The 18,606-nt window shown below is 67.0% G+C and carries 17 protein-coding genes; 13 read left to right on the forward strand and 4 right to left on the reverse strand.

The window, feature by feature from the left end; translation table 11 throughout:
- Positions 1-49: 49 nt before the first annotated feature.
- Positions 50-703: a phosphatase PAP2 family protein gene (locus IEQ11_RS07035; RefSeq protein WP_191823286.1), complete on the reverse strand. Its 654-nt coding sequence runs from the start codon at positions 701-703 to the stop codon at positions 50-52.
- A 497-nt stretch (positions 704-1,200) separates the two neighbouring features.
- On the opposite strand from IEQ11_RS07035, the gene IEQ11_RS07040 reads away from it, so the two are divergent.
- From IEQ11_RS07040 to IEQ11_RS07070, 7 genes are all read left to right on the forward strand, one after another.
- Positions 1,201-2,292, forward strand: a complete 1,092-nt coding sequence (locus tag IEQ11_RS07040; RefSeq protein ID WP_191823285.1) for a 3-oxoacyl-[acyl-carrier-protein] synthase III C-terminal domain-containing protein — start codon at positions 1,201-1,203, stop codon at positions 2,290-2,292.
- Positions 2,293-2,367: 75 nt separating this feature from the next.
- Positions 2,368-3,384 carry an NAD-dependent epimerase/dehydratase family protein gene (locus IEQ11_RS07045; protein WP_191823284.1) on the forward strand — a complete coding sequence of 339 codons (1,017 nt, stop codon included), beginning with the start codon at positions 2,368-2,370 and terminating at the stop codon, positions 3,382-3,384.
- Entirely contained in the window at positions 3,381-4,292 is a 912-nt protein-coding gene (locus IEQ11_RS07050) for an MBL fold metallo-hydrolase (protein ID WP_191823283.1), read from the forward strand. The genes IEQ11_RS07045 and IEQ11_RS07050 overlap by 4 nt, the downstream gene beginning before the upstream one ends.
- A gap of 120 nt (positions 4,293-4,412) precedes the next feature.
- Complete coding sequence (locus IEQ11_RS07055) at positions 4,413-5,096, forward strand: TetR/AcrR family transcriptional regulator (RefSeq protein WP_191823282.1); 684 nt, start codon at positions 4,413-4,415, stop codon at positions 5,094-5,096.
- Positions 5,097-5,161: 65 nt separating this feature from the next.
- Positions 5,162-6,133 carry an HlyD family secretion protein gene (locus tag IEQ11_RS07060; protein ID WP_191823281.1) on the forward strand — a complete coding sequence of 324 codons (972 nt, stop codon included), beginning with the start codon at positions 5,162-5,164 and terminating at the stop codon, positions 6,131-6,133.
- Positions 6,134-6,207: 74 nt separating this feature from the next.
- On the forward strand, positions 6,208-7,140 hold the full coding sequence (locus tag IEQ11_RS07065; RefSeq protein WP_425494679.1) for an ABC transporter ATP-binding protein: 933 nt from the start codon (positions 6,208-6,210) through the stop codon (positions 7,138-7,140).
- Positions 7,137-8,225 (forward strand): ABC transporter permease, encoded by a 1,089-nt coding sequence (locus tag IEQ11_RS07070; protein ID WP_036101861.1) that lies wholly within the window; start codon positions 7,137-7,139, stop codon positions 8,223-8,225. Before IEQ11_RS07065 ends, IEQ11_RS07070 begins: the two co-directional genes overlap by 4 nt.
- Positions 8,226-8,304: 79 nt before the next feature.
- Here the strand turns inward: IEQ11_RS07070 and IEQ11_RS07075 are convergent, their stop codons facing one another.
- Positions 8,305-8,748, reverse strand: coding sequence for a hypothetical protein (locus IEQ11_RS07075; protein WP_191823280.1), 444 nt, complete (start codon positions 8,746-8,748; stop codon positions 8,305-8,307).
- A 191-nt stretch (positions 8,749-8,939) separates the two neighbouring features.
- On the opposite strand from IEQ11_RS07075, the gene IEQ11_RS07080 reads away from it, so the two are divergent.
- From IEQ11_RS07080 to IEQ11_RS07090, 3 genes are all read left to right on the forward strand, one after another.
- Positions 8,940-9,347, forward strand: coding sequence for a hypothetical protein (locus IEQ11_RS07080; protein WP_191823279.1), 408 nt, complete (start codon positions 8,940-8,942; stop codon positions 9,345-9,347).
- Between the two features lie 173 nt (positions 9,348-9,520).
- Complete coding sequence (locus tag IEQ11_RS07085) at positions 9,521-11,350, forward strand: DUF1800 domain-containing protein (protein WP_191823278.1); 1,830 nt, start codon at positions 9,521-9,523, stop codon at positions 11,348-11,350.
- 22 nt (positions 11,351-11,372) lie between these two features.
- The gene (locus tag IEQ11_RS07090) at positions 11,373-12,767 is read left to right on the forward strand and encodes a DUF1501 domain-containing protein (RefSeq protein WP_191823277.1); all 1,395 of its coding nucleotides are present in this window, start codon (positions 11,373-11,375) and stop codon (positions 12,765-12,767) included.
- Positions 12,768-13,053: 286 nt separating this feature from the next.
- Here IEQ11_RS07090 and IEQ11_RS07095 read toward each other — a convergent pair whose 3' ends face one another.
- Together IEQ11_RS07095 and miaB are read right to left on the reverse strand one after the other, a co-directional pair.
- On the reverse strand, positions 13,054-13,596 hold the full coding sequence (locus tag IEQ11_RS07095; protein WP_191823276.1) for a GNAT family N-acetyltransferase: 543 nt from the start codon (positions 13,594-13,596) through the stop codon (positions 13,054-13,056).
- A 23-nt stretch (positions 13,597-13,619) separates the two neighbouring features.
- Positions 13,620-15,032 (reverse strand): tRNA (N6-isopentenyl adenosine(37)-C2)-methylthiotransferase MiaB, encoded by a 1,413-nt coding sequence (gene miaB / locus IEQ11_RS07100; RefSeq protein WP_046655985.1) that lies wholly within the window; start codon positions 15,030-15,032, stop codon positions 13,620-13,622.
- Positions 15,033-15,201: 169 nt separating this feature from the next.
- Here miaB and IEQ11_RS07105 point away from each other — a divergent pair, with 169 nt between their 5' ends.
- The 3 genes from IEQ11_RS07105 (at position 15,202) to IEQ11_RS07115 (ending at position 18,522) form a co-directional block, all read left to right on the forward strand.
- Entirely contained in the window at positions 15,202-16,221 is a 1,020-nt protein-coding gene (locus IEQ11_RS07105) for a lytic transglycosylase domain-containing protein (protein ID WP_057921102.1), read from the forward strand.
- 417 nt (positions 16,222-16,638) lie between these two features.
- Complete coding sequence (gene petA / locus IEQ11_RS07110) at positions 16,639-17,259, forward strand: ubiquinol-cytochrome c reductase iron-sulfur subunit (RefSeq protein WP_191823275.1); 621 nt, start codon at positions 16,639-16,641, stop codon at positions 17,257-17,259.
- Between the two features lie 3 nt (positions 17,260-17,262).
- A complete protein-coding gene (locus IEQ11_RS07115) occupies positions 17,263-18,522 on the forward strand; it encodes a cytochrome b (RefSeq protein ID WP_096413985.1) in 1,260 nt (419 codons plus the stop codon).
- The last annotated feature ends 84 nt before the right edge of the window (positions 18,523-18,606 follow it).

Here is an 18,606-nt window from a genome sequence, read left to right on the forward strand (position 1 = left end):
ACGGTCGGGGCGACTATCGGACTACCCGTGGGCGCGGATCGGGCGAAGCTCAGGAGCACCCAGTTCGCCACAGCGGCCTGCCCGCGAGCAAGAGGCCGAGCGTCGCAGTCGCCAGGCCGCCGGCGATGTCCCAGACATAATGCTGGCCGGTGGTGATCACGCTGGGCGTCAGCACGACGAGCGCCGACCAGGCCCAGGGCCGCAGCCGCGGATACTGCGCGGCGAACCCGGCCGCGGCCACCACGGGGATGGTGATGTGGCCCGACGGAAAGCAGTTGTTGACCCCGTCGAGCGCGTGCAGGCAACGCCAGGCGGCTTCGGTCAGCGGGTCCAGCCCCTGCGGCACCGGCGGACGCGCGATTCGGGTCGGCCACAGCAGCCATATCGCGGCGTCGAGCCCGATCGCGACGACGTAGGCGTGTAGCGTCGCCAGCAGATAGCGGCGCTCGCGAATCGCCAGGACCAGCGCCGGGCCGGCCAGCAGCAACAGCCAGTACGGCCAGATCGTCCACGCCGGCCGGCCCAGCGCGTGGTCGAGCGCGGTGTACGGCAACAGCCGCGGTTCGCTCAGCGGATAGGCGTTGATGCCCAGGTAAAGCGCGGTGTTGATCGCCATCGCGATCAGCACGATGGCGATGCGACGCGACAGCGCGACCGTGTCGATGCCGGCGGCGGCGCGGGTGCGGACATCGGTGGCGAGCATCTGCGGTGTTCGGTCCGGCGGCGATTTATCCGCTCAGCATGGTCGATGCGGGCATGGCGACGCCAGTGTCGCGGCGTCGTTGCGCAGCGATGCCGTTGTCGGCGAGGCCCGATTCTTAAGCAGGCTTCACGCGCGGCGCCTTTCGCGCGCAGGCCGATGAAGTTACGGCTCGGTGCAATCGCCGATGCGGACGCGGCCATCCGATTGCGCCATCACAATGCATTCGGACGCGAAGCCGCGCTGGGCGCTTTTGCGCCAGCGGCAAGGCTTTGCCGATACTTTTCGCCCAGGAACGATGAAGCATCGACACGGGCGGAACGAAAAACGTCGAGCGTGAAGCCACTCCCTCAACAGGTTTCGCGATCGCCAGGAGATGCGAAGCCTCGCTTCACGTTCCCAGACACCACCGATCGAGTCATGCCACCACCGCCGACCTGATTCAGGATTCCCGCCCCATATCGGCAAATGCCCCGCACTGGCTCATACTGCCGGCGCACATGGATACCGACTCGAAGGACACGGCGCGCGCGCGCGCCGATCAAGAACACGGCGCGCAGCGCAGACGCGTCTTGGCGCATGGCCCGGGCCCCGACCTGGATTGGCGCGTGCGCATCGCCGGCCTGGGCCGTTATCTGCCGCAGCGCCGCGTCGCCAGCGCCGAGATCGAGCAGCGCGTCGGCCTGCCCGCGGGCTGGGCGCTGCACAACAGCGGCGTCGCGTTTCGCCATTGGGCGCAGCCCGAACACGAGCGCGCCAGCTGGATGGGCGCGCAGGCCGCGCGCATGGCCTGCGAGCAAGCCGGCATCGCGGTCGGCGACGTGGATCTGATCGTTAATGCTTCAGGTTCCGCCGAACGCGCGATTCCCGACGGCGGGCCGCTGCTGCAACGCGAGCTCGGCCTCGGCCGTTCCGGCATTCCCGCCTTGTCGGTGCATGCGACCTGCCTGAGTTTCGTCGCCGCGCTGGAACTGGCGGCCGAACGCATCCATCACGGCCGGATCGAGCGCGCGTTGATCGTCAGCAGCGAAATCGCCTCGGTCGGCCTGGATTTCGACAGCCCCGAGGTCTGCACCCTGTTCGGCGACGGCGCGGCCGCGGCGGTGCTCGAACGCGCGCCCGACGACAGCCCCAGCCGCATCCACCGCATCGCCTGGCGCACGATGGGCGAGGGCGTGGAAATCACCACCCTGCGCGGCGGCGGCAGTTGGCGTCCGCCGTTGGGACCGCTGACCACTCCGGCCGACGCGGTGTTCTCGATGCAGGGACAGGCCGCGCTGCGTAGCGGCATCCGCCTGGTCCCGTACGTGATGCGCCAACTCGGCCTGGACGATCGCGCCGCGCGCGATGGCTTGCGCTGGGTCGCCGCGCATCAGGCCAGCCGCGCCGCGCTCGATGTGATCGCGCAGATCGGTTTCGAACACGCGCGCATGGTCAATACGCTCGAACACACCGGCAATTGCATCGCCGCGTCGATTCCGTTGGCGCTGGAGCAGGGCGTGCGCGAAGGCACGATCCGCCGCGGCGAACCCGGGGTCTTGCTCGGCACCGGCGCCGGCTTGTCCGGTGTCGGCCTGACGATGACCTACTGACGCCATGACGACCGGCGTTGCGATGCGGTCGATGCCTGCGACGCGGATGTTGCGCGACGGCGCGGGCGATCGCGCATGAGCACGCAGCGCATCGTCGTCACCGGCGCGACCGGTTTTCTCGGCGGCGCGCTCGTGCGCCATCTGCTCGCCACGCGCCCGTGGACCCAGGTGGTCGGCCTCGGCCGCGACCTGGAGCGCGGCCGCGCGCTGCAGGCGCAGGGCATCGAATTCCTCGCCGTCGACCTCACCGACGAAGGCGCCGTGCATCGCGCCCTGCGCGGCGCCGACACCGTGGTGCATTCGGCCGCCTTGTCGAGCCCGTGGGGCCGGCGCGAGGCCTTCGTCGCGGCGAACATCGACGCCACCGATCATGTCGTGACCGCCTGCATCGCGCGGCAAGTGCGGCGCCTGGTGCATATCTCCACGCCGGGCATCTACCACGACGGCCAACCGCACCACGGCATCCGCGAAGACCACCCGCTGCCGGCGCGCGCGGTCAACGATTACGCCGCGACCAAGCTGATCGCCGAACGCCGCCTGTTCGAACGTTGCGCCGTCGGCGGGGTATCGGCGCTGGCGCTGCGGCCGCGCGCGATCTTCGGCCCCGGCGACAGCGCGATCCTGCCGCGCATCGCGCAGGCATTGCGCAGCGGCCGTTTGCGCCGGATCGGCGCGGACGATTGCACGGTCGACCTGAGCTATATCGACAACGTGGTCGATGCGGTCGTGCTGGCGATGGACGCGTCGTGGCGCTTGAACGGCCGCGTCTACAACATCAGCAACGGCGAACCGGTCGCGATCTGGGACGTGATCGACCGGCTCGCCGATGCCTTGTCGCTGCCGCGTCCGCGCAAGCGCATGCCCAAGCCGGTCGCGCTGGCATTGGCCAGCACGGTGGAAGCCTTCTATCGCCGCTTCAAACCCGACAGCGAGCCGCCGCTGCTGCGTTACGGCATCGAATTGCTGAGCGTCGACATGACTTTGGACATCACCCGCGCCCGCGACGAGCTGGGGTATCGTCCGCGCGTGAGCATGGACGAGGCCCTCAACAAAACCCTGAGCGAACTGGCGCGCGCCGAGGCACGCCGGTGAGCGGCGAGGTCGCGTTGACCCTGGCCGCCTCCGGCCACAGTTGCGCCGACCCGCGTCATCTGGGTTTCGAGGCCGGGCCGGCGATGCGGTTTCCCGCCGGCTGGGCGTTGATCGAACATCCGGTGCAGGGCGCGATTTTGTTCGACTGCGGCTACGGCCCGAGCGCGCGCGCCGCGATGCGCGGCGGCCTGCGCTGGATCTACCGGCGCGCGATCCACGCCTGTTCGTCCGCGCACACCGATGCCGGGCAGTTGCTGCGCCAGCGCGGCATCGACGCCGGGCAGGTGCGGCTGGTCGTGATCAGCCATTTCCATCCCGACCATATCGGCGGGCTAGATCAATTCCGTCGCGCGCGTTTCGTCGCTCATGCCGACGCCTGGAACCATCTGCGCGAACTGAGTTGGTTCGGCCTGCTGCATGCGCAGATCTGGAAGGAACTGCTGCCGGACGATTTCGCCGCGCGCCTGCAATTGCTCGACGAACACGGCCGCCGTCCGTTGCCGGTGGACTGGAGCGGGCTGGGCGAGGGCTGGGATCTGTTCGGCGACGGCAGCCTGCACGTGGTCGCCTTGCCCGGGCATGCGCGCGGCCAGATCGGCCTGGCCGTGCGCACCGGCGATGGCGAGCGCGTGGTGCTGGCCGCCGATGCGTTCTGGCGGCGCGAGCAGCTCGACCGCGAGCAAGCCTTGCCGTGGCTGACCCAGCGGCTGGCGATGGACGATGCGACGGCCTACCTCGACACCGTGCGTCGGCTCGCCCGGTTCCGCGACAGCCACCCCGGCGCCTGGGTGATCCCCTCGCATTGCGCCGACACTCTGGCCGCGTGGCGGCAGCGGCATCCGTCGGCGGTGCTGGATCAGGCCACGGGCGAGGACGATCTGGCGGCGCAAGAGATCGCGACCGGCTGACATGGCCGATGCCCGGCACGGTCGTCGAGGCCCAGCGTTCGATGAATCAGGCGGCGGGCCGGCCGACCGCTCATCGGCTCCCGCTTGCGAACTAATTAATCATTGAATTAAATATGGCGCATGGATTCCCCGACCCCCACCAAGCGTGGCCGCCCGCGTAAGACCGCCGCGCCCAAGCGCGCGCCCGGGCGCCCGGCCGCGGCCGACAATCCCGATTTGCGCGCGCGCCTGCTCGATGCCGCGATCGCCTGCTACGTCCGCCACGGCATCGCCGCGACCTCGCTGCGCGCGATCGCCACCGAGGCCGGGGTCAACCCGGCCCTGTTGCACTACTACTTCGGCGATAAACAGCAATTGCAGGACGCGGTCAGCAGCGAGCGCCTGGTGCCGGTGTTCCTGAGCCTGCGCGATGGCCTGATGGGCGAGGGCAAGGACGTGTTCGACCTGATCGGCGGTTTCGTCGCAGGCATCGGCCGCATCGTCGCCCTGCATCCGTGGCTGCCGTCGTTGTGGGTGCGCGAGGTGCTGTGCGAAGGCGGCGCGTTGCGCGAAAGCGTCCTGTTCCGGCAGATCGGCCCGGTGCTGCCGCGGATGATGGCCAAGCGCTTCGCCCAGGCTCAGGCCGAGGGCCGGATCAACGCCGATCTGGACCCGCGCCTGCTGATGGTCAGCCTGATCGGGCTGACTTTGTTTCCGGCCGCGAGCGCGCCGATCTGGCGGCATATGTTCGACGCGGACGATCTCGATCTGGAAGCCCAGCGCCGGCATGCGCTGGCCTTGCTCGACCGGGGTTTGACGCCATGACAGGCGAGGGCGATCGCATGAAAACGAAGCTTGTTGCACAAGCCGGCCCGGTTGATTCGGCGCGAATGTCGCATCGCCCGGGCGCAACGACGAAGACCTGGCTGCTGGTATCGTTCGCCGCGCTATCGCTCGCGGCCTGCGGCAAACACGAACCGCAGGCGCTGGGCACGCTGGAATGGGATCGGGTGACCCTGCCCGCGCCGGCCGCGGAAAAAATCGTCCGCATCGATGTGCGCGAAGGGCAACGGGTCAAGGCCGGCACGCGCGTGCTGCAGCTCGAACTCGACCGCACCCGTTCGCAATTGAACGCTGCCCAGGCGCAGGCGCGCCAATCGGCCGACGCGCTGGCCGAACTCGAAGCCGGCCCGCGCAGCGAAACCATCGCCCAGGCGCGCGCCAACCTCGCCGCCGCGCAGGCGCAGCAGCGCGACGCCAGCGCGTACTACGCGCGCGTGCAACCGCTCGGCCGAAGGCAATTGATCGCCGCTGCCGAGGTCGATCGCGCCCGCGCCGCCGCCGGCAACGCGCAGGCGCAGGTAGGCGTCGCCCAGGCCGCGTTGCTCGAACTCGAACACGGCACCCGCCGCGAACAGATCGCGCAGGGCCAATCCGCGCTCGCCGCCGCGCAGGCGCAAGCGCAGGTGCAGGCGGTGACGTTCGGCAAACTCGACGTGCTCGCGCCGCGCGACGGCGTGGTCGACAGCCTGCCGTACAAGCTCGGCGATCAGGCGCCGGTCGGTTCGCCGCTGGCGGTGATGCTGGTCGGCGCGCGCCCGTATGCGCGCGTGTACGTGCCCGAGCCGATCCGCCAGGACGTGCGCGTGGGCACCCAGGCGCGGGTCTACATCGAAGGCCGCGAGCAGGCGTGGAACGGCCGCGTGCGGATGATCCGCAGCGAATCCAGTTTCACCCCGTACTACGCATTGACCGGCGAAGACGCCGCGCGCCTGAGTTATCTGGCCGAGGTCGAACTGAGCGACGCGAAATCCGCCGATCTGCCGGCCGGCTTGCCGGTGCGGGTCGAGTTCGCGCGATGAGCGACGCCGCGCTCGCCGACTCGGACCGCATGCAGGCCGCCGCCGATCAAGCGCCCGCGATCAAGGCGCGCGGCATGAGCAAGCAGTTCGGCGAATTGCGCGCGGTCGACGATGTCGACCTGACCGTGCCGCGCGCCTGCGTGTACGGCTTCCTCGGCCCGAACGGCTCGGGCAAATCGACCACGATCCGCATGCTGTGCGGTTTGTTGACGCCGAGCGCGGGCGAGATCGAAGTGCTCGGCCTGAAGATTCCCGAACAGGCCGAAGCGCTGCGCCGGCGCATCGGCTATATGACCCAGAAGTTCTCGCTGTTCGAAGACCTCACCGTGCGCGAGAACCTGGAATTCCTCGCCGCCGTGCAGGACATCCCGAAGGCGAAAGCGCGCCAGCGCATCGACGAACTGGTCGAGCAATACCATTTTTCCGATCGCCAGAAACAGCTCGCCGGCACCATGAGCGGCGGCCAGAAGCAGCGCCTCGCCCTGGCCGGCGCGGTGATCCACGGCCCCGAATTGTTGTTTCTGGACGAACCGACCAGCGCGGTCGATCCCGAGTCGCGCCGCGATTTCTGGGAGAAGCTGTTCGAACTCGCCGATACGGGCACCACCTTGCTGGTGTCGACGCATTACATGGACGAAGCCGAACGCTGTCACCGCCTGGCGATTCTCGATCAAGGCAAGCTCGTCGCCGACGGCACCCCGGCCGAATTGACCGGCGCGCTCGCCGATCGCGCGATCGAAGTGCGCGCCGCGCAACCGCGCAAGGCGCAGCGGGTGCTGGTCGGATTGCCCGGCGTGCTCAGCGTCGCCCAGGTCGGCAACAGCCTGCGCGTGTTGCTGGCCGATGCGCATACCGCCGAGCACAGTCTGGAACAGGCGTTGCGCGAGGCGGGCTTGCCCGCGCAGGTCGACAAGGCCAAGCCCAATCTCGAGGACGTCTTCGTCTCGGCCACCCGCGGCCACGAACCGCCGGCATCGACCCAACCAGCCACGCAGGCCACGCCATGAAACTGCGCCGTCTGTGGGCGATCGTGCTCAAGGAAATCCGCCAGCTGCGCCGCGACCGCATCACCCTGGCGATGATCGTGATGATCCCGGTCGGGCAACTGGTGTTGTTCGGCTACGCGATCAATCTCAACCCGCGCGGCCTCAATGCCGCGATCGCCGACCAATCCAATACCGCAGCGTCGCGCGCGCTGGTCATGGACATGGTCGCCACCGGCGTGATCGCGCCGGTCGCGCAGGTGCAGACCCCGCAACAACTGGTCGAACTGTTGCGCCAGGGCCGGATCAGCGTCGGCGTGCACGTGCCGCCGGATTTCGAACGCCGCCGCATCGACGGCCGCGAAGTCGCCCAGGTGATGGTCGACGGCAGCGACACGGTGGTGCAGAGCGCGGCCGCGCAATTGGCGCAGTTGCCGGTCGACAGTTCGGTGGTCGCGCCGCGCAAAGTCGCGCCGATCGGCGTGGTCGCGTTCTACAACCCGCAGCGACGTTCGCCGGTCAATATCGTGCCGGGCCTGATCGGAGTGATCTTGACCATGACCATGGTGATGTTCACCTCGGTCGCGATCGTGCGCGAACGCGAGCGCGGCAACATGGAACTGCTGATCACCACCCCGGTCAGCCGTACCGAACTGATGGTCGGCAAGGTGCTGCCGTATGCGGTGATCGGCCTGATCCAGACCACGGTGGTGTTGCTGCTGGGCACCTGGCTGTTCGCGGTGCCGATCAAGGGCAGCGTGCTCGACGTCTATCTGGCCGCGGTGCTGCTGATCCTGGCCAATCTGGCGCTGGGCCTGATGATTTCGACCAAGGCCGCCTCGCAGTTCCAGGCCATGCAGATGACGGTATTCATCCTGCTGCCGTCGATCCTGCTGTCGGGTTTCATGTTCCCGTATGCCGGCATGCCGGTGGCCGCGCAATGGTTGTCCGAGGTATTGCCGATGACCCATTTCCTGCGCCTGATCCGCGGGGTGATGCTGCGCGGCGCGAGCCTGTGGGAACTGTGGCAGGACGTGCTGTATCTGAGCGCCTTCATCGCGGTGATGATGAGCGCGGCGGTGGCGCGTTTCAGCAAGCGTCTGGATTGATCGCGACGTTGCGATGACGGGCCGCATGGATCCGGACGCCGCGGACGCGGCGTCCGGATGGACTCATGCCGGCGCGCCCTCAGCGCGACTTGGTCGAGCTGACGCCTTTCTCGCTGATGCTCTTGCCCGCCGGTTCGACAACCAGATCGAGGCTGCCCTTGGCGTCGAACGAAGCGGTCGCCGCGTCGATGGCCCTGGCCGGCGCGGCTTGAATGTCGCGAACCGGCGCCGCGGTCGCGGCCCCTGCCTGCACCGCACGCGTCGGCCGCACGCCGCCCGAGGTGGCGCCGGGATCGACGCCGATGTTGCCGGCGACTCTGGCTATGGCCGGCTTGCACGGCGAACTCACCACCAGCTTGCCTTCCCAGCGGCGGTTGGTGCCCGGCGGAATCGGCTTGCCGTCCTTGTCGACGCAGCCCCAGCTGCCGTCGGGGTTGTGAACCACGGTGCCTTCCTTCGCCCAGGCCGGACCGGTCACGATCGCCAACAACAAACCGATGCAAAGCAGTGCATTCTTGCTCATGGCGTTTTTTCCTTAAAACTGCGATGGGTGTGGGGTGGACGTGTTCTATCACCCGCGACCGCCGCAGCAAGACCTGCCGAAATAAGTTGTTAACTTAAAGTTAATTGCGCGGACAGGCCGCGTTCACGCTGCGTCGAACGTCGTAACTTGGCGGCTTAGAACGGATTGCGTCGTAAGCACAGGACACCGCGATGGAAGCGAATTCACCCAAGGTTTCGGGCTCGCGCTTCAATGCGAACCCGGCGCGCGAGTCCAAGCGCGCACTGCCCGTGGTGCTGGCGTTCGCGGCCGTGCTCGCGCTGATTGCATGGTCGATGTTGCGCGAGTACCCGCTCAGCGGCGATGAGTTCAAGCGCGTGTTGAAACCGCCCATCGGTAATTCCTACGGCTACTGGCTGCTCTACCGTCGCGATCACGGCTTGTACTGTTTCAAGACTCCGCATCCGATGTACTTTCCCGATTGGCGTTACTGCGTGCCGGAAACCGAGATAGAACTGATCCGCGACGGCAAGCCGGTCGAGGTGAACGACCATCTCGGCGTCGGCGACGTAGTGCTCAAGCCCGGTCGCTATCCCGGCGCGAAACGCGAAGTGTTGTGAGCCGGTCGTAGCGATCACTCGCCGGCGATGACGATTGTCATCGGCATCGGATTTCGTGATTTGCGATCCGGATTCCCGGCCGCGGCATGACAGCGAATGTGTCGCCTATCAAGCTTCGGCCGCGAGCGCGCGCCTAGCATCGAGCGCGAACTGCCAGCCTTTGGGGGCCCGCAATGAACTCGATACTTCTGCGCGCTGCGTGGATGGGCATGCCGCGCGTGTTGCTGCTGCTGGGCCTCGTCGTCGCGTTGCGCACAGTGACGCCGACACCGGATTACGTCGGTCCTTATCCGGGCGCATTGGACCGAGCCAACGCGAACGATTCGGCAAGCGCGTTGGGCGTGGCGCCCGCGCCGCGCGCGGTCTCGGACACGGTAGCCAGCGACGCCGAAGCGGCGCGCTTCCTGGCGCAGGCGACCTTCGGCCCGACCCTGGAGGACATCGCGCGACTGCGGCAGATCGGTTATTCGGCCTGGATCAACGAGCAAGTCGGTTTCCCGATGTCGTCGCAACTGACCTTCATGAAGAACGCCGCGCAGCGCGCCGGCACCGGCGACAGCGTGCGTCGCGACTGGCGGCTGGATGCGTGGTTCGTCAACGCGCTCGGCGGCAAGGACCCGATCAAGCCGACCGTGCTGCATCGCGATCAATTGCGCCAGCGCGTGGCGTTCGCGCTCAGCGAAATCTTCGTGGTCTCCGATGCAACCTCGGACCTGCTCGGCAACACGCCGCACGGCATGACCCATTACTACGACACGCTGGCGCGCGATGCCTTCGGCAATTTTCGCACCTTGCTGGAAGACGTGACCTTGCATCCGGTGATGGGCATCTACCTGTCGATGATGCAGAACCAGAAACCCGACCCGGTCAACAACATCCGTCCCGACGAGAACTACGCGCGCGAAGTGCTGCAATTGTTCAGCGTCGGGCTGGTGCGGCTCAATGCCGACGGCACGCCGCTGCTGGACGCCAATCAGCAACCCATCCCCGCTTACGACCAGGACACGGTCAAGGGCTTCGCCCACGTGTTCACCGGCTGGACCTTCAATGGGTGCCAGGCGCAGGGCTATTTCGATTGTTACTACTACGATTCCAGCGCGCCGGCCTGGGTCACGCCGATGGAGAACCAGGCCGCGTACCACGCCTCGGCGCAGGCGAAGCAATTGTTGAACTACACCGGTGTGTCGCTGCCCGGAGGCGTGCTCGCGGCCGGCGGCAGCGGGCGCGGCGATCTGGACGCAGCGCTCGACAATATCTTCCGACATCCGAATGTCGGGCCGTTCATCGGTCGGCAGTTGATCCAGCGATTGGTCACCAGCAATCCGAGCCCGGCCTATGTCGGCCGCGTCGCCGCCGCGTTCAACGATAACGGCCAGGGCGTGCGCGGCGATCTGCGCGCGGTCGTGACCGCGGTGCTGATGGACGCGGAGGCGCGCGATCCGGCCTCGCAACCCGAGCATTTCGGCAAGGTGCGCGAGCCGATCCTGCGCCTGACCCATCTGTGGCGCGCCTTGAACGCGAAATCGAAGTCGGGCTTTCTCGACGAGTTCTGGACCCTGGACGGCAACCTCGGCCAGTCGCCGATGTACGCGTCCTCGGTATTCAATTTCTTCAGCCCGCGCTACAGCCCGGTCGGCGAGCTCTCGCAATTGCAGCTGGCCGCGCCGGAACTGCAACTGGCCACCGACTACATGCTGCCGGCGAACGAGGGCTATCTGATGCGCAAGATCTTCGATGCCTATGTCGGCAACCCCGGCGGCATCGGCGACGACGAGATCGCGATCAACCTAAGTCGCGACCTGGCATTGGCGACAAATCCCGGCGCCTTGATCGATCGCTACAACACCTTGTTCCTGTCCGGGCAGATGAGCGCACCGATGCGCCAGGTGCTGCTGGAACGGCTCAACGGCATGCCGGCCAACACCACCGCGGCCAAGCGCGAGCGGGTGCAGGAAGCCTTGTACCTGATCGTCAACTCGCCCGAATACGTGGTGCAGAAGTGACGCGTCCCTGGAGGGCACTGTGATGAAACGTCGTGAGTTCCTGCGCAATGCGATCCTGACCTCGCTCGGCGGCGCCGGCCTGTACTCGGCGCTCGGCAATCTGCGCCTGGTCGAAGCGGCGACGCGCGCCTACGGACCGGCCAGCTTCAATGATTACAAGGCGCTGGTGTGCGTGTTCCTGTTCGGCGGCAACGATTCGTTGAACATGGTGATCCCGCGCGACAACAGTCACTACGCCCAATACCGCAATGCGCGCGTGACCTTGGCGGTGGAGCAGGATCAATTGCTGCCGTTGCTGCCGCAAACCGGCGGTGGTGCGTCCGATGGGGCCGACTACGGCTTGCAGGCATCGATCGGCGGCGAGGACACGGTCGGCATGAGCGGTCTGCAAGGCCTGTTCAACAGCGGCCATGCGGCGGTGCTGGGCAATGTCGGCACGCTGATCCGGCCGACCCGCAAGATCGACTACCTCAATCACGCGGTCGAACTGCCGCCGCAGCTGTTCTCGCACAACGATCAGCAGCAGTACTGGCAGGTGTCGCGCACCGGCGACGGACGCAACCTGGGTTGGGGCGGCCGCATCGCCGATCTGCTGCACGACGCCAATCCCGATGCCTTCATTCCGATGTCGGTGTCGCTGAATTTCGAAAGCATCCTGCAGCGCGCGGGCAACGGCAGCCAGTATGTGATCGGCAATGGCGGGCCGCGTTATTTCAGCCGTTTCGAATGGGACGGCGACAGCCGGCGCGCGTTCCTGGCGCTGATGGCGCCGAACGCGCAGCCGCATGCGTTCGGCCGCAGCTACGCCGCGTCGTTCCGGCGCGCGCGAGAGAACGCTGACGCGGTCGGCACCGCGCTGGATTCGTCCTCGGACCTGCAGACCGCGTTTCCGAACAGCGACCTGGCCGAGCAGCTGAAGATGGTCGCGCGCATGATCAAGGTGCGCGAGGTGCTGGGCCTGAAGCGGCAGGTGTATTTCGTCTCGATGGGCGGCTTCGATCATCACGACCGTCTGCTCAGCGAACAGCCGGCGCTGCTGTCGCGATTGTCGCAGGCGCTGACCGCGTTTCACGCCGCGACCGTCGAACTGGGCGTGGCGGACAAGGTCACCGCGTTCACCGCTTCGGATTTCGGCCGCACCTTGTCGTCGAACGGCGACGGTTCCGATCACGGTTGGGGTGGGCATCATTTCGCCGTTGGCGGCGCGGTGCGCGGAGGACGGTTCTTCGGCACGATGCCGACCCTGGTCAACGGCGGCGACGACGACGCGGGCTGGGGGCAGATCATTCCGACCACCGCGGTGGATCAGTACGCGGCGACGCTGGCGAAGTGGTTCGGGGTGGCGGATGCGGATCTGGATCTGATCTTTCCGAACCTGGGGAATTTCGCGGTGCGGGATCTTGGGTTTATGGCTTGAGTGGCTGGTAGTGCGAATCAGGCATAGACCCAAGACCGTCATTCCCGCGAAGGCGGGAATCCAGTGACTTTAGCTCGTACATTCATCTGCTGAGTCAGTTCACGAAGCGAGCATCCGCAGGCGTTCGGGCCAGAACGTTCAAAGTCACTGGATTCCCGCCTTCGCGGGAATGACGGTAGGTGGGTTTCGGCGGGTCTTGCGCCATCAGCGAGCCCGTGGCTGTTATCGCAACGACAACGACAACGACAACGACAACGACAACGGCAACGACAGCCAAAACGGCCCCTCAAAGCACCCGATGCATCACCAGCACATCGACCAACCCCAGCCTGTCATGCCGGAACGCGCCCGGCACCCGCCCGACAATCGCGAAGCCATGCTTTTGCCACAGATGCACCGCGGCGGTATTGCTGCTGACCACGTAGTTGAACTGCATCGCCAGGAAGCCGGCGTCGCGCGCCTGGATCAGCGAGTGTTCGCACAATGCGCCGCCGATACCGCGGCCCCAGGCGCGTTCGGCGACCATGTAGCTGGCGTTGGCGACGTGGTCGCCGCGGCCGAGTTGGTTGGGGCCGAGTTTGTAGCAGCCCAAGGTTTCGCCGGTATCGGATTCGGCGATGAAGCTGCGATACGGCGGCGAGGTCCACATCGCCTGCGCGCGCTGCATCGACAGGTCGGGCGGATAGTTGTAGATCTCCCCGCGCGCCAGCACTTCGCCGAAGATCGGCCAGATCCTTGCGAACTCATCCGCGCCGATCTGGCGAATAACCACATCGCGAATCGCCGCGTCGCCGGTGGCGCCATCGCGAATGACCAAGTCGCGCTGCATGCCTGCGACCCCGCGCCCGAGACTCAAGCCGCGGCTTGATCGCCGCCCAACTGAACCCGCCCGCGCAGCGAATTCGACAGCGCCTGCGTAATCAGCACATCCACGAACTGGCCGATCAAACGCGGCGGCGCCGGGAAATTCACCGAGCGCATGTTCTCGGTCTTGCCGGTGAGTTCGTTCGGGTCTTTGCGCGACGGGCCTTCGACCAGCACGCGCTGGACGCTGCCGACCATGCTCTGCGAGATGCGCAGCGAATTGGCGTTGATCGTCGCCTGCAGGCGCGACAGGCGCGCATGCTTTTCGGCATCGGTCACGTTGTCTTCCAGGTCTGCGGCCGGGGTGCCGGGGCGGCGCGAGTAGATGAAGGAGAACGACTGGTCGAACCCGACGTCCTCGATCAGCTTCATGGTCTTTTCGAAATCCGCGTCGGTCTCGCCGGGGAAACCGACGATGAAGTCCGAGGAGATCGAGATGTCCGGGCGCACCGCGCGCAGCTTGCGGATCTTCTGCTTGAATTCCAGCGCGGTGTAGCCGCGCTTCATCGCCGACAGGATGCGGTCGCTGCCGGCCTGGACCGGTAAGTGCAGGTAGTTCGCCAGTTGCGGCACGTCGCGGTAGGCCTCGACCAGCGAATCGCTGAATTCCAGCGGATGCGAGGTGGTGAAGCGGATGCGGTCGATGCCGTCGATTTCGGCGATGGTGCGGATCAGCAGGCCCAGGTCGGCGATCTCGCCGTCTTCGCCGTACGGCCCGCGATAGGCATTGACGTTCTGGCCGAGCAGATTGACCTCGCGCACGCCTTGCGCGGCCAGTTGCGCGACTTCGACCAGCACGTCCTCGAACGGACGGCTGACTTCCTCGCCGCGGGTGTAGGGCACCACGCAGAACGAGCAGTACTTGCTGCAGCCTTCCATGATCGAGACGAACGCGCTCGGGCCTTCGGCGCGCGGCTCGGGCAGGCGGTCGAACTTTTCGATCTCGGGAAAGCTGATGTCGACCTGCGGCAGCCCGGTGTCGCGCTTGGCGCGGATCAGCTCGGGCAGGCGGTGCAGGGTCTGCGGGCCGAACACCAGGTCCACATACGGCGCGCGCTTGACGATCGCCGCGCCTTCCTGCGAAGCGACGCAGCCGCCGACGCCGATGATGACCTGGCGATCGCCCTGCTTGTGCTGCTTCCAGCGGCCGAGCTGGCTGAACACTTTTTCCTGGGCCTTCTCGCGGATCGAGCAGGTGTTGATCAGGATGACGTCGGCTTCGCTGGCGTCGGTGGTGAGCTCCAGGCCGTCGCTGGCGGCGAGCACGTCGGCCATCTTGGCCGAGTCGTACTCGTTCATCTGGCAACCGTGGGTCTCGATGAAGAGTTTCTTGGCGCCCGGCACGGAAGGGCGGGCGGCGCCCGCGGCGGGCGCCGTGGGCAGGGGATGCAGGTCGGTCATGGCGGTCCGGGTCCGGGAAGGGCGGCGGTTAATCCGCGCCGGAGTGGCTGGGTGCAGCGGGGCGTCAGTGTATCTCCTAGCCGGCGCGGGTGGGTCCAGGACGCGCCGGCGGTCACGTTTTCGAATCAAGGGCTTGGCAGGCCCGGCCGGGCAGGGGACACTCCGCCGAATGAGGGGGAGCTCGCTGCTGTTGGGACTGGTCTGCCTGTTGGCGTTCGCGCCGGCGGGGGCGGGCACCATTTGGCGTTGCGAGACCGCCGCCGGCGAGCGCAGCTACGTCAGCAAGAAGGTCAAGGGCGCGACCTGCACGGTCGCCAGCTCTTACAGCAGCGCCGCCAGCCGGCCGCGCAATCCGACCCCGGTGTCGTACGCGCCGCCGGCGCCGGCGATGGGCGCGGTCACCGCCGGCGCGGGGACGGGTGGGGTGCCGGTGTCGGCGCACAACAACCCGCCGGCCACGTTCAACGGCGCGGCCGCGACCATGGCCGCGGCCGGGCTGCGGCCCGGCGCGATGGCCCCGGCGACCGCGGACGCCGCTTCCAATGCCGCCGCGATCGCCCCGGTCAGCGCACCAGTGCAGATCCCGAAGCCGCAGCAACCGCCAACCCGATTGGTCCAGGGCCAGGTGTATTCCTTTATCAAGGATGGCGTGCGCCATTACACCAGCAAGCGACCGCAGGGGCTGGCCAACGCCAGCGCGGTGCGGACCATCCGCTACAGCTTCATTGAGACCTGCTTCGCCTGCGCCAGCCAGCCCGGGGTCAACTTCGGCACGCTGCGCCTGAACACGGCGGCGTTCTCGGCCGAGATCGCCGCGGCCGCGCGCCAGCACGGGGTCGAGGAAGCGATCGTGCGCGCGATCATCCACGCCGAATCGGCCTACAACCCCAATGCGATGTCGCGGGTCGGCGCGCAGGGACTGATGCAGCTGATGCCGGCCACCGCGCGCCGGTTCGGGGTCGGCAACGCCTTCGACGCCAACCAGAACATCCAGGGCGGGGTGCAGTACCTGGCCTGGCTGCTCAAGCGCTTCAACGGCGACCTGACCCTGGCCGCGGCCGGCTACAACGCCGGCGAGGGCGCGGTCGACAAGTACCGCGGCGTGCCGCCGTACGCCGAGACCCAGCGCTATGTGCAGCGGGTGGCGGTGCTGGCGCAGCGCTATCGTTCGGCGGTGGTCGCGCGCTGACCAGGGTTGCGGGGCGGCCGGCGCAGGCTGCCGAGCTCCGGGCGAGACGGTTCGCGATCGCGTGCAAGTCCGCCGTCGACGCCGAAATCCCGGCGACGCGGCCGATCGCGCACCGCGCGGCGGCGCGATGCCCACGCAACCCGTGCCGGGCGCGCCGCCGTTCGCCCGCCGCTGTTCCCCGCCCCTAGCCGATTAAGCGCGAATAAGCCGCCTTTTACCGGCTCGACGCCGGCCGCCGCCGCCGCCGCGCGCCACCGCGTCGTGGTTTTGCAATACCGCCGATTGTCGCGCCCTTAACGGTTCCGCTACACTTCCCCGTCTTTTGTGCCGCCAGCCTTTCGCCAGTGGTTAAGTAGTTCCCCATGGTGCCCGGTCGGTGCGGCGTAACTTCGAATTGCAGCTTTCGCGGAGTGCCGGATGGCCAACCAAGGGGTCCACGATCCTATTAACACGGGCCGACGTCGGTTCCTGACGGCGACCACGGCAGTGGTCGGTGCGGTCGGGGCCGGTTTTGCGGCGGTACCCTTCATCAAGTCCTGGAACCCCAGCGCGCGCGCCAAGCTCGCCGGTGCGCCGGTGACCGCGGACATCAGCGCCCTGGCCGAAGGCCAGCGCCTGGTCCTGGAATGGCGCGGTCAGCCGATCTGGATCGTCAAGCGCTCCGAGGCCATCCTCAAGGCGCTGCCGACCCTGGACAGGCATCTGCGCGATCCGAAGTCCGAGAACCTGGATCAGCAGCCGGCCTACGTGCGCGCCGCCAATCCGGAACTGCGCTCGATCAAGCCCGGCATCTCGGTGCTGGTCGGCCTGTGCACCCACCTGGGCTGTTCGCCGGAAATGAAGGCCGAGATCCGGCCCGAAGCCTTCGACCCCGAGTGGAAGGGCGGCTACTTCTGCCCCTGCCACAAGTCGCGTTTCGACATGGCCGGCCGGGTGTTCCAGGGCGTGCCCGCGCCGATCAACCTGCTGGTGCCTCCGCACTACTACGCAGACGACAACACCATCATCATCGGCGTTGATCCGAAGGGAGCGGCGTAAGTCATGTCCAACATCCTTACCCGAACCGCCAACAACGTCTTCGATTGGGTCACCGCTCGCGCGCCCGGCATGATGCCGGTCTATCGCAAGCACATGACCGAGTACTACGCGCCGAAGAACTTCAACGTCTGGTACTACTTCGGTTCGCTGGCGCTGCTGGTGCTGGTCAACCAGATCGTCACCGGCATCTTCCTGACGATGCACTTCAAGCCGTCCGCGGCCGATGCGTTCTCGTCGGTCGAATACATCATGCGCGACGTGGAGTGGGGCTGGCTGATCCGCTACATGCACTCCACCGGCGCATCGCTGTTCTTCATCGTCGTCTACCTGCACATGTTCCGCGGCCTGCTGTACGGCTCGTACCAGAAGCCGCGCGAGCTGGTGTGGATCCTGGGCATGCTGATCTATCTGGTGCTGATGGCCGAAGCCTTCATGGGCTACGTGCTGCCGTGGGGCCAGATGTCGTTCTGGGGCGCGAAGGTCATCATCTCGCTGTTCGGCGCGATCCCGGTGATCGGCAACGGCCTGACCGAGTGGATCATGGGCGACTACCTGCCCGGCGACGCCACCCTCAACCGCTTCTTCGCCCTGCACGTGATCGCGCTGCCGCTGGTGCTGTTGCTGCTGGTGGTGCTGCACCTGGGCGCGCTGCACGAAGTGGGTTCCAACAACCCCGACGGCGTCGACATCAAGAAGGGCCCGAAGGGCAACCGCTGGGACGCGAACAAGCCGCTCGACGGCATTCCGTTCCACCCGTACTACACGGTCAAGGACCTGGTCGGCGTCGGCTTCTTCCTGATCATCGCCGCGTTCATCATCTTCTTCGCCCCGGCGATGGGCGGCTGGTTCCTCGAGCACGACAACTTCACCGAGGCCAACCGCCTGGTGACGCCCGAGCACATCAAGCCGGTGTGGTACTACACCCCGTACTACGCGATGTTGCGGGTGATCCCGCACAAGCTGTCGGGCGTGCTGGTCATGTTCGCGGCGATCGCGATCCTGTTCCTGGTGCCGTGGCTGGACCGCTGCAAGGTCAAGTCGGTGCGTTACCGCGGCTGGATCAGCAAGTTCATGCTGATGCTGCTGGCGGCGTGCTTCATCTGGCTGGGCAAGATCGGCGCCGGCCCGGGTACCGACCCGGTCGAGACCATCGTCGGCCGCGTGCTGACCTTCCTGTACTTCGCCTTCTTCATCACCATGCCGCTGTGGACCAAGCTCGACAAGACCAAGCCGGTGCCGGAACGGGTGACGATGCATGACTAAGTCCAGCACCCAGGTCCGTCTGCAAGAGTCCGCGGCGGTCGCCGCCGACTTTCCAAACAGCCAGCCTCTGCAGAAGAATCGCAT

This window comes from Lysobacter capsici, from assembly GCF_014779555.2.
GTDB classification, from domain to species: domain Bacteria; phylum Pseudomonadota; class Gammaproteobacteria; order Xanthomonadales; family Xanthomonadaceae; genus Lysobacter; species Lysobacter capsici.

Coding starts and splice junctions, on each gene's coding strand:
- IEQ11_RS07070 (WP_036101861.1), top strand. CDS start 7,137: ATGAAACTGCGCCGTCTGTGGGCGATCGTGCTCAAGGAAATCCGCCAG.
- IEQ11_RS07090 (WP_191823277.1), top strand. CDS start 11,373: ATGAAACGTCGTGAGTTCCTGCGCAATGCGATCCTGACCTCGCTCGGC.
- IEQ11_RS07035 (WP_191823286.1), bottom strand. CDS start 703: ATGCTCGCCACCGATGTCCGCACCCGCGCCGCCGCCGGCATCGACACG.
- IEQ11_RS07085 (WP_191823278.1), top strand. CDS start 9,521: ATGAACTCGATACTTCTGCGCGCTGCGTGGATGGGCATGCCGCGCGTG.
- IEQ11_RS07040 (WP_191823285.1), top strand. CDS start 1,201: ATGGATACCGACTCGAAGGACACGGCGCGCGCGCGCGCCGATCAAGAA.
- IEQ11_RS07075 (WP_191823280.1), bottom strand. CDS start 8,748: ATGAGCAAGAATGCACTGCTTTGCATCGGTTTGTTGTTGGCGATCGTG.
- IEQ11_RS07080 (WP_191823279.1), top strand. CDS start 8,940: ATGGAAGCGAATTCACCCAAGGTTTCGGGCTCGCGCTTCAATGCGAAC.
- petA (WP_191823275.1), top strand. CDS start 16,639: ATGGCCAACCAAGGGGTCCACGATCCTATTAACACGGGCCGACGTCGG.
- IEQ11_RS07045 (WP_191823284.1), top strand. CDS start 2,368: ATGAGCACGCAGCGCATCGTCGTCACCGGCGCGACCGGTTTTCTCGGC.
- IEQ11_RS07060 (WP_191823281.1), top strand. CDS start 5,162: ATGTCGCATCGCCCGGGCGCAACGACGAAGACCTGGCTGCTGGTATCG.
- IEQ11_RS07065 (WP_425494679.1), top strand. CDS start 6,208: ATGAGCAAGCAGTTCGGCGAATTGCGCGCGGTCGACGATGTCGACCTG.
- IEQ11_RS07115 (WP_096413985.1), top strand. CDS start 17,263: ATGTCCAACATCCTTACCCGAACCGCCAACAACGTCTTCGATTGGGTC.
- IEQ11_RS07095 (WP_191823276.1), bottom strand. CDS start 13,596: ATGCAGCGCGACTTGGTCATTCGCGATGGCGCCACCGGCGACGCGGCG.
- IEQ11_RS07055 (WP_191823282.1), top strand. CDS start 4,413: ATGGATTCCCCGACCCCCACCAAGCGTGGCCGCCCGCGTAAGACCGCC.
- miaB (WP_046655985.1), bottom strand. CDS start 15,032: ATGACCGACCTGCATCCCCTGCCCACGGCGCCCGCCGCGGGCGCCGCC.
- IEQ11_RS07105 (WP_057921102.1), top strand. CDS start 15,202: ATGAGGGGGAGCTCGCTGCTGTTGGGACTGGTCTGCCTGTTGGCGTTC.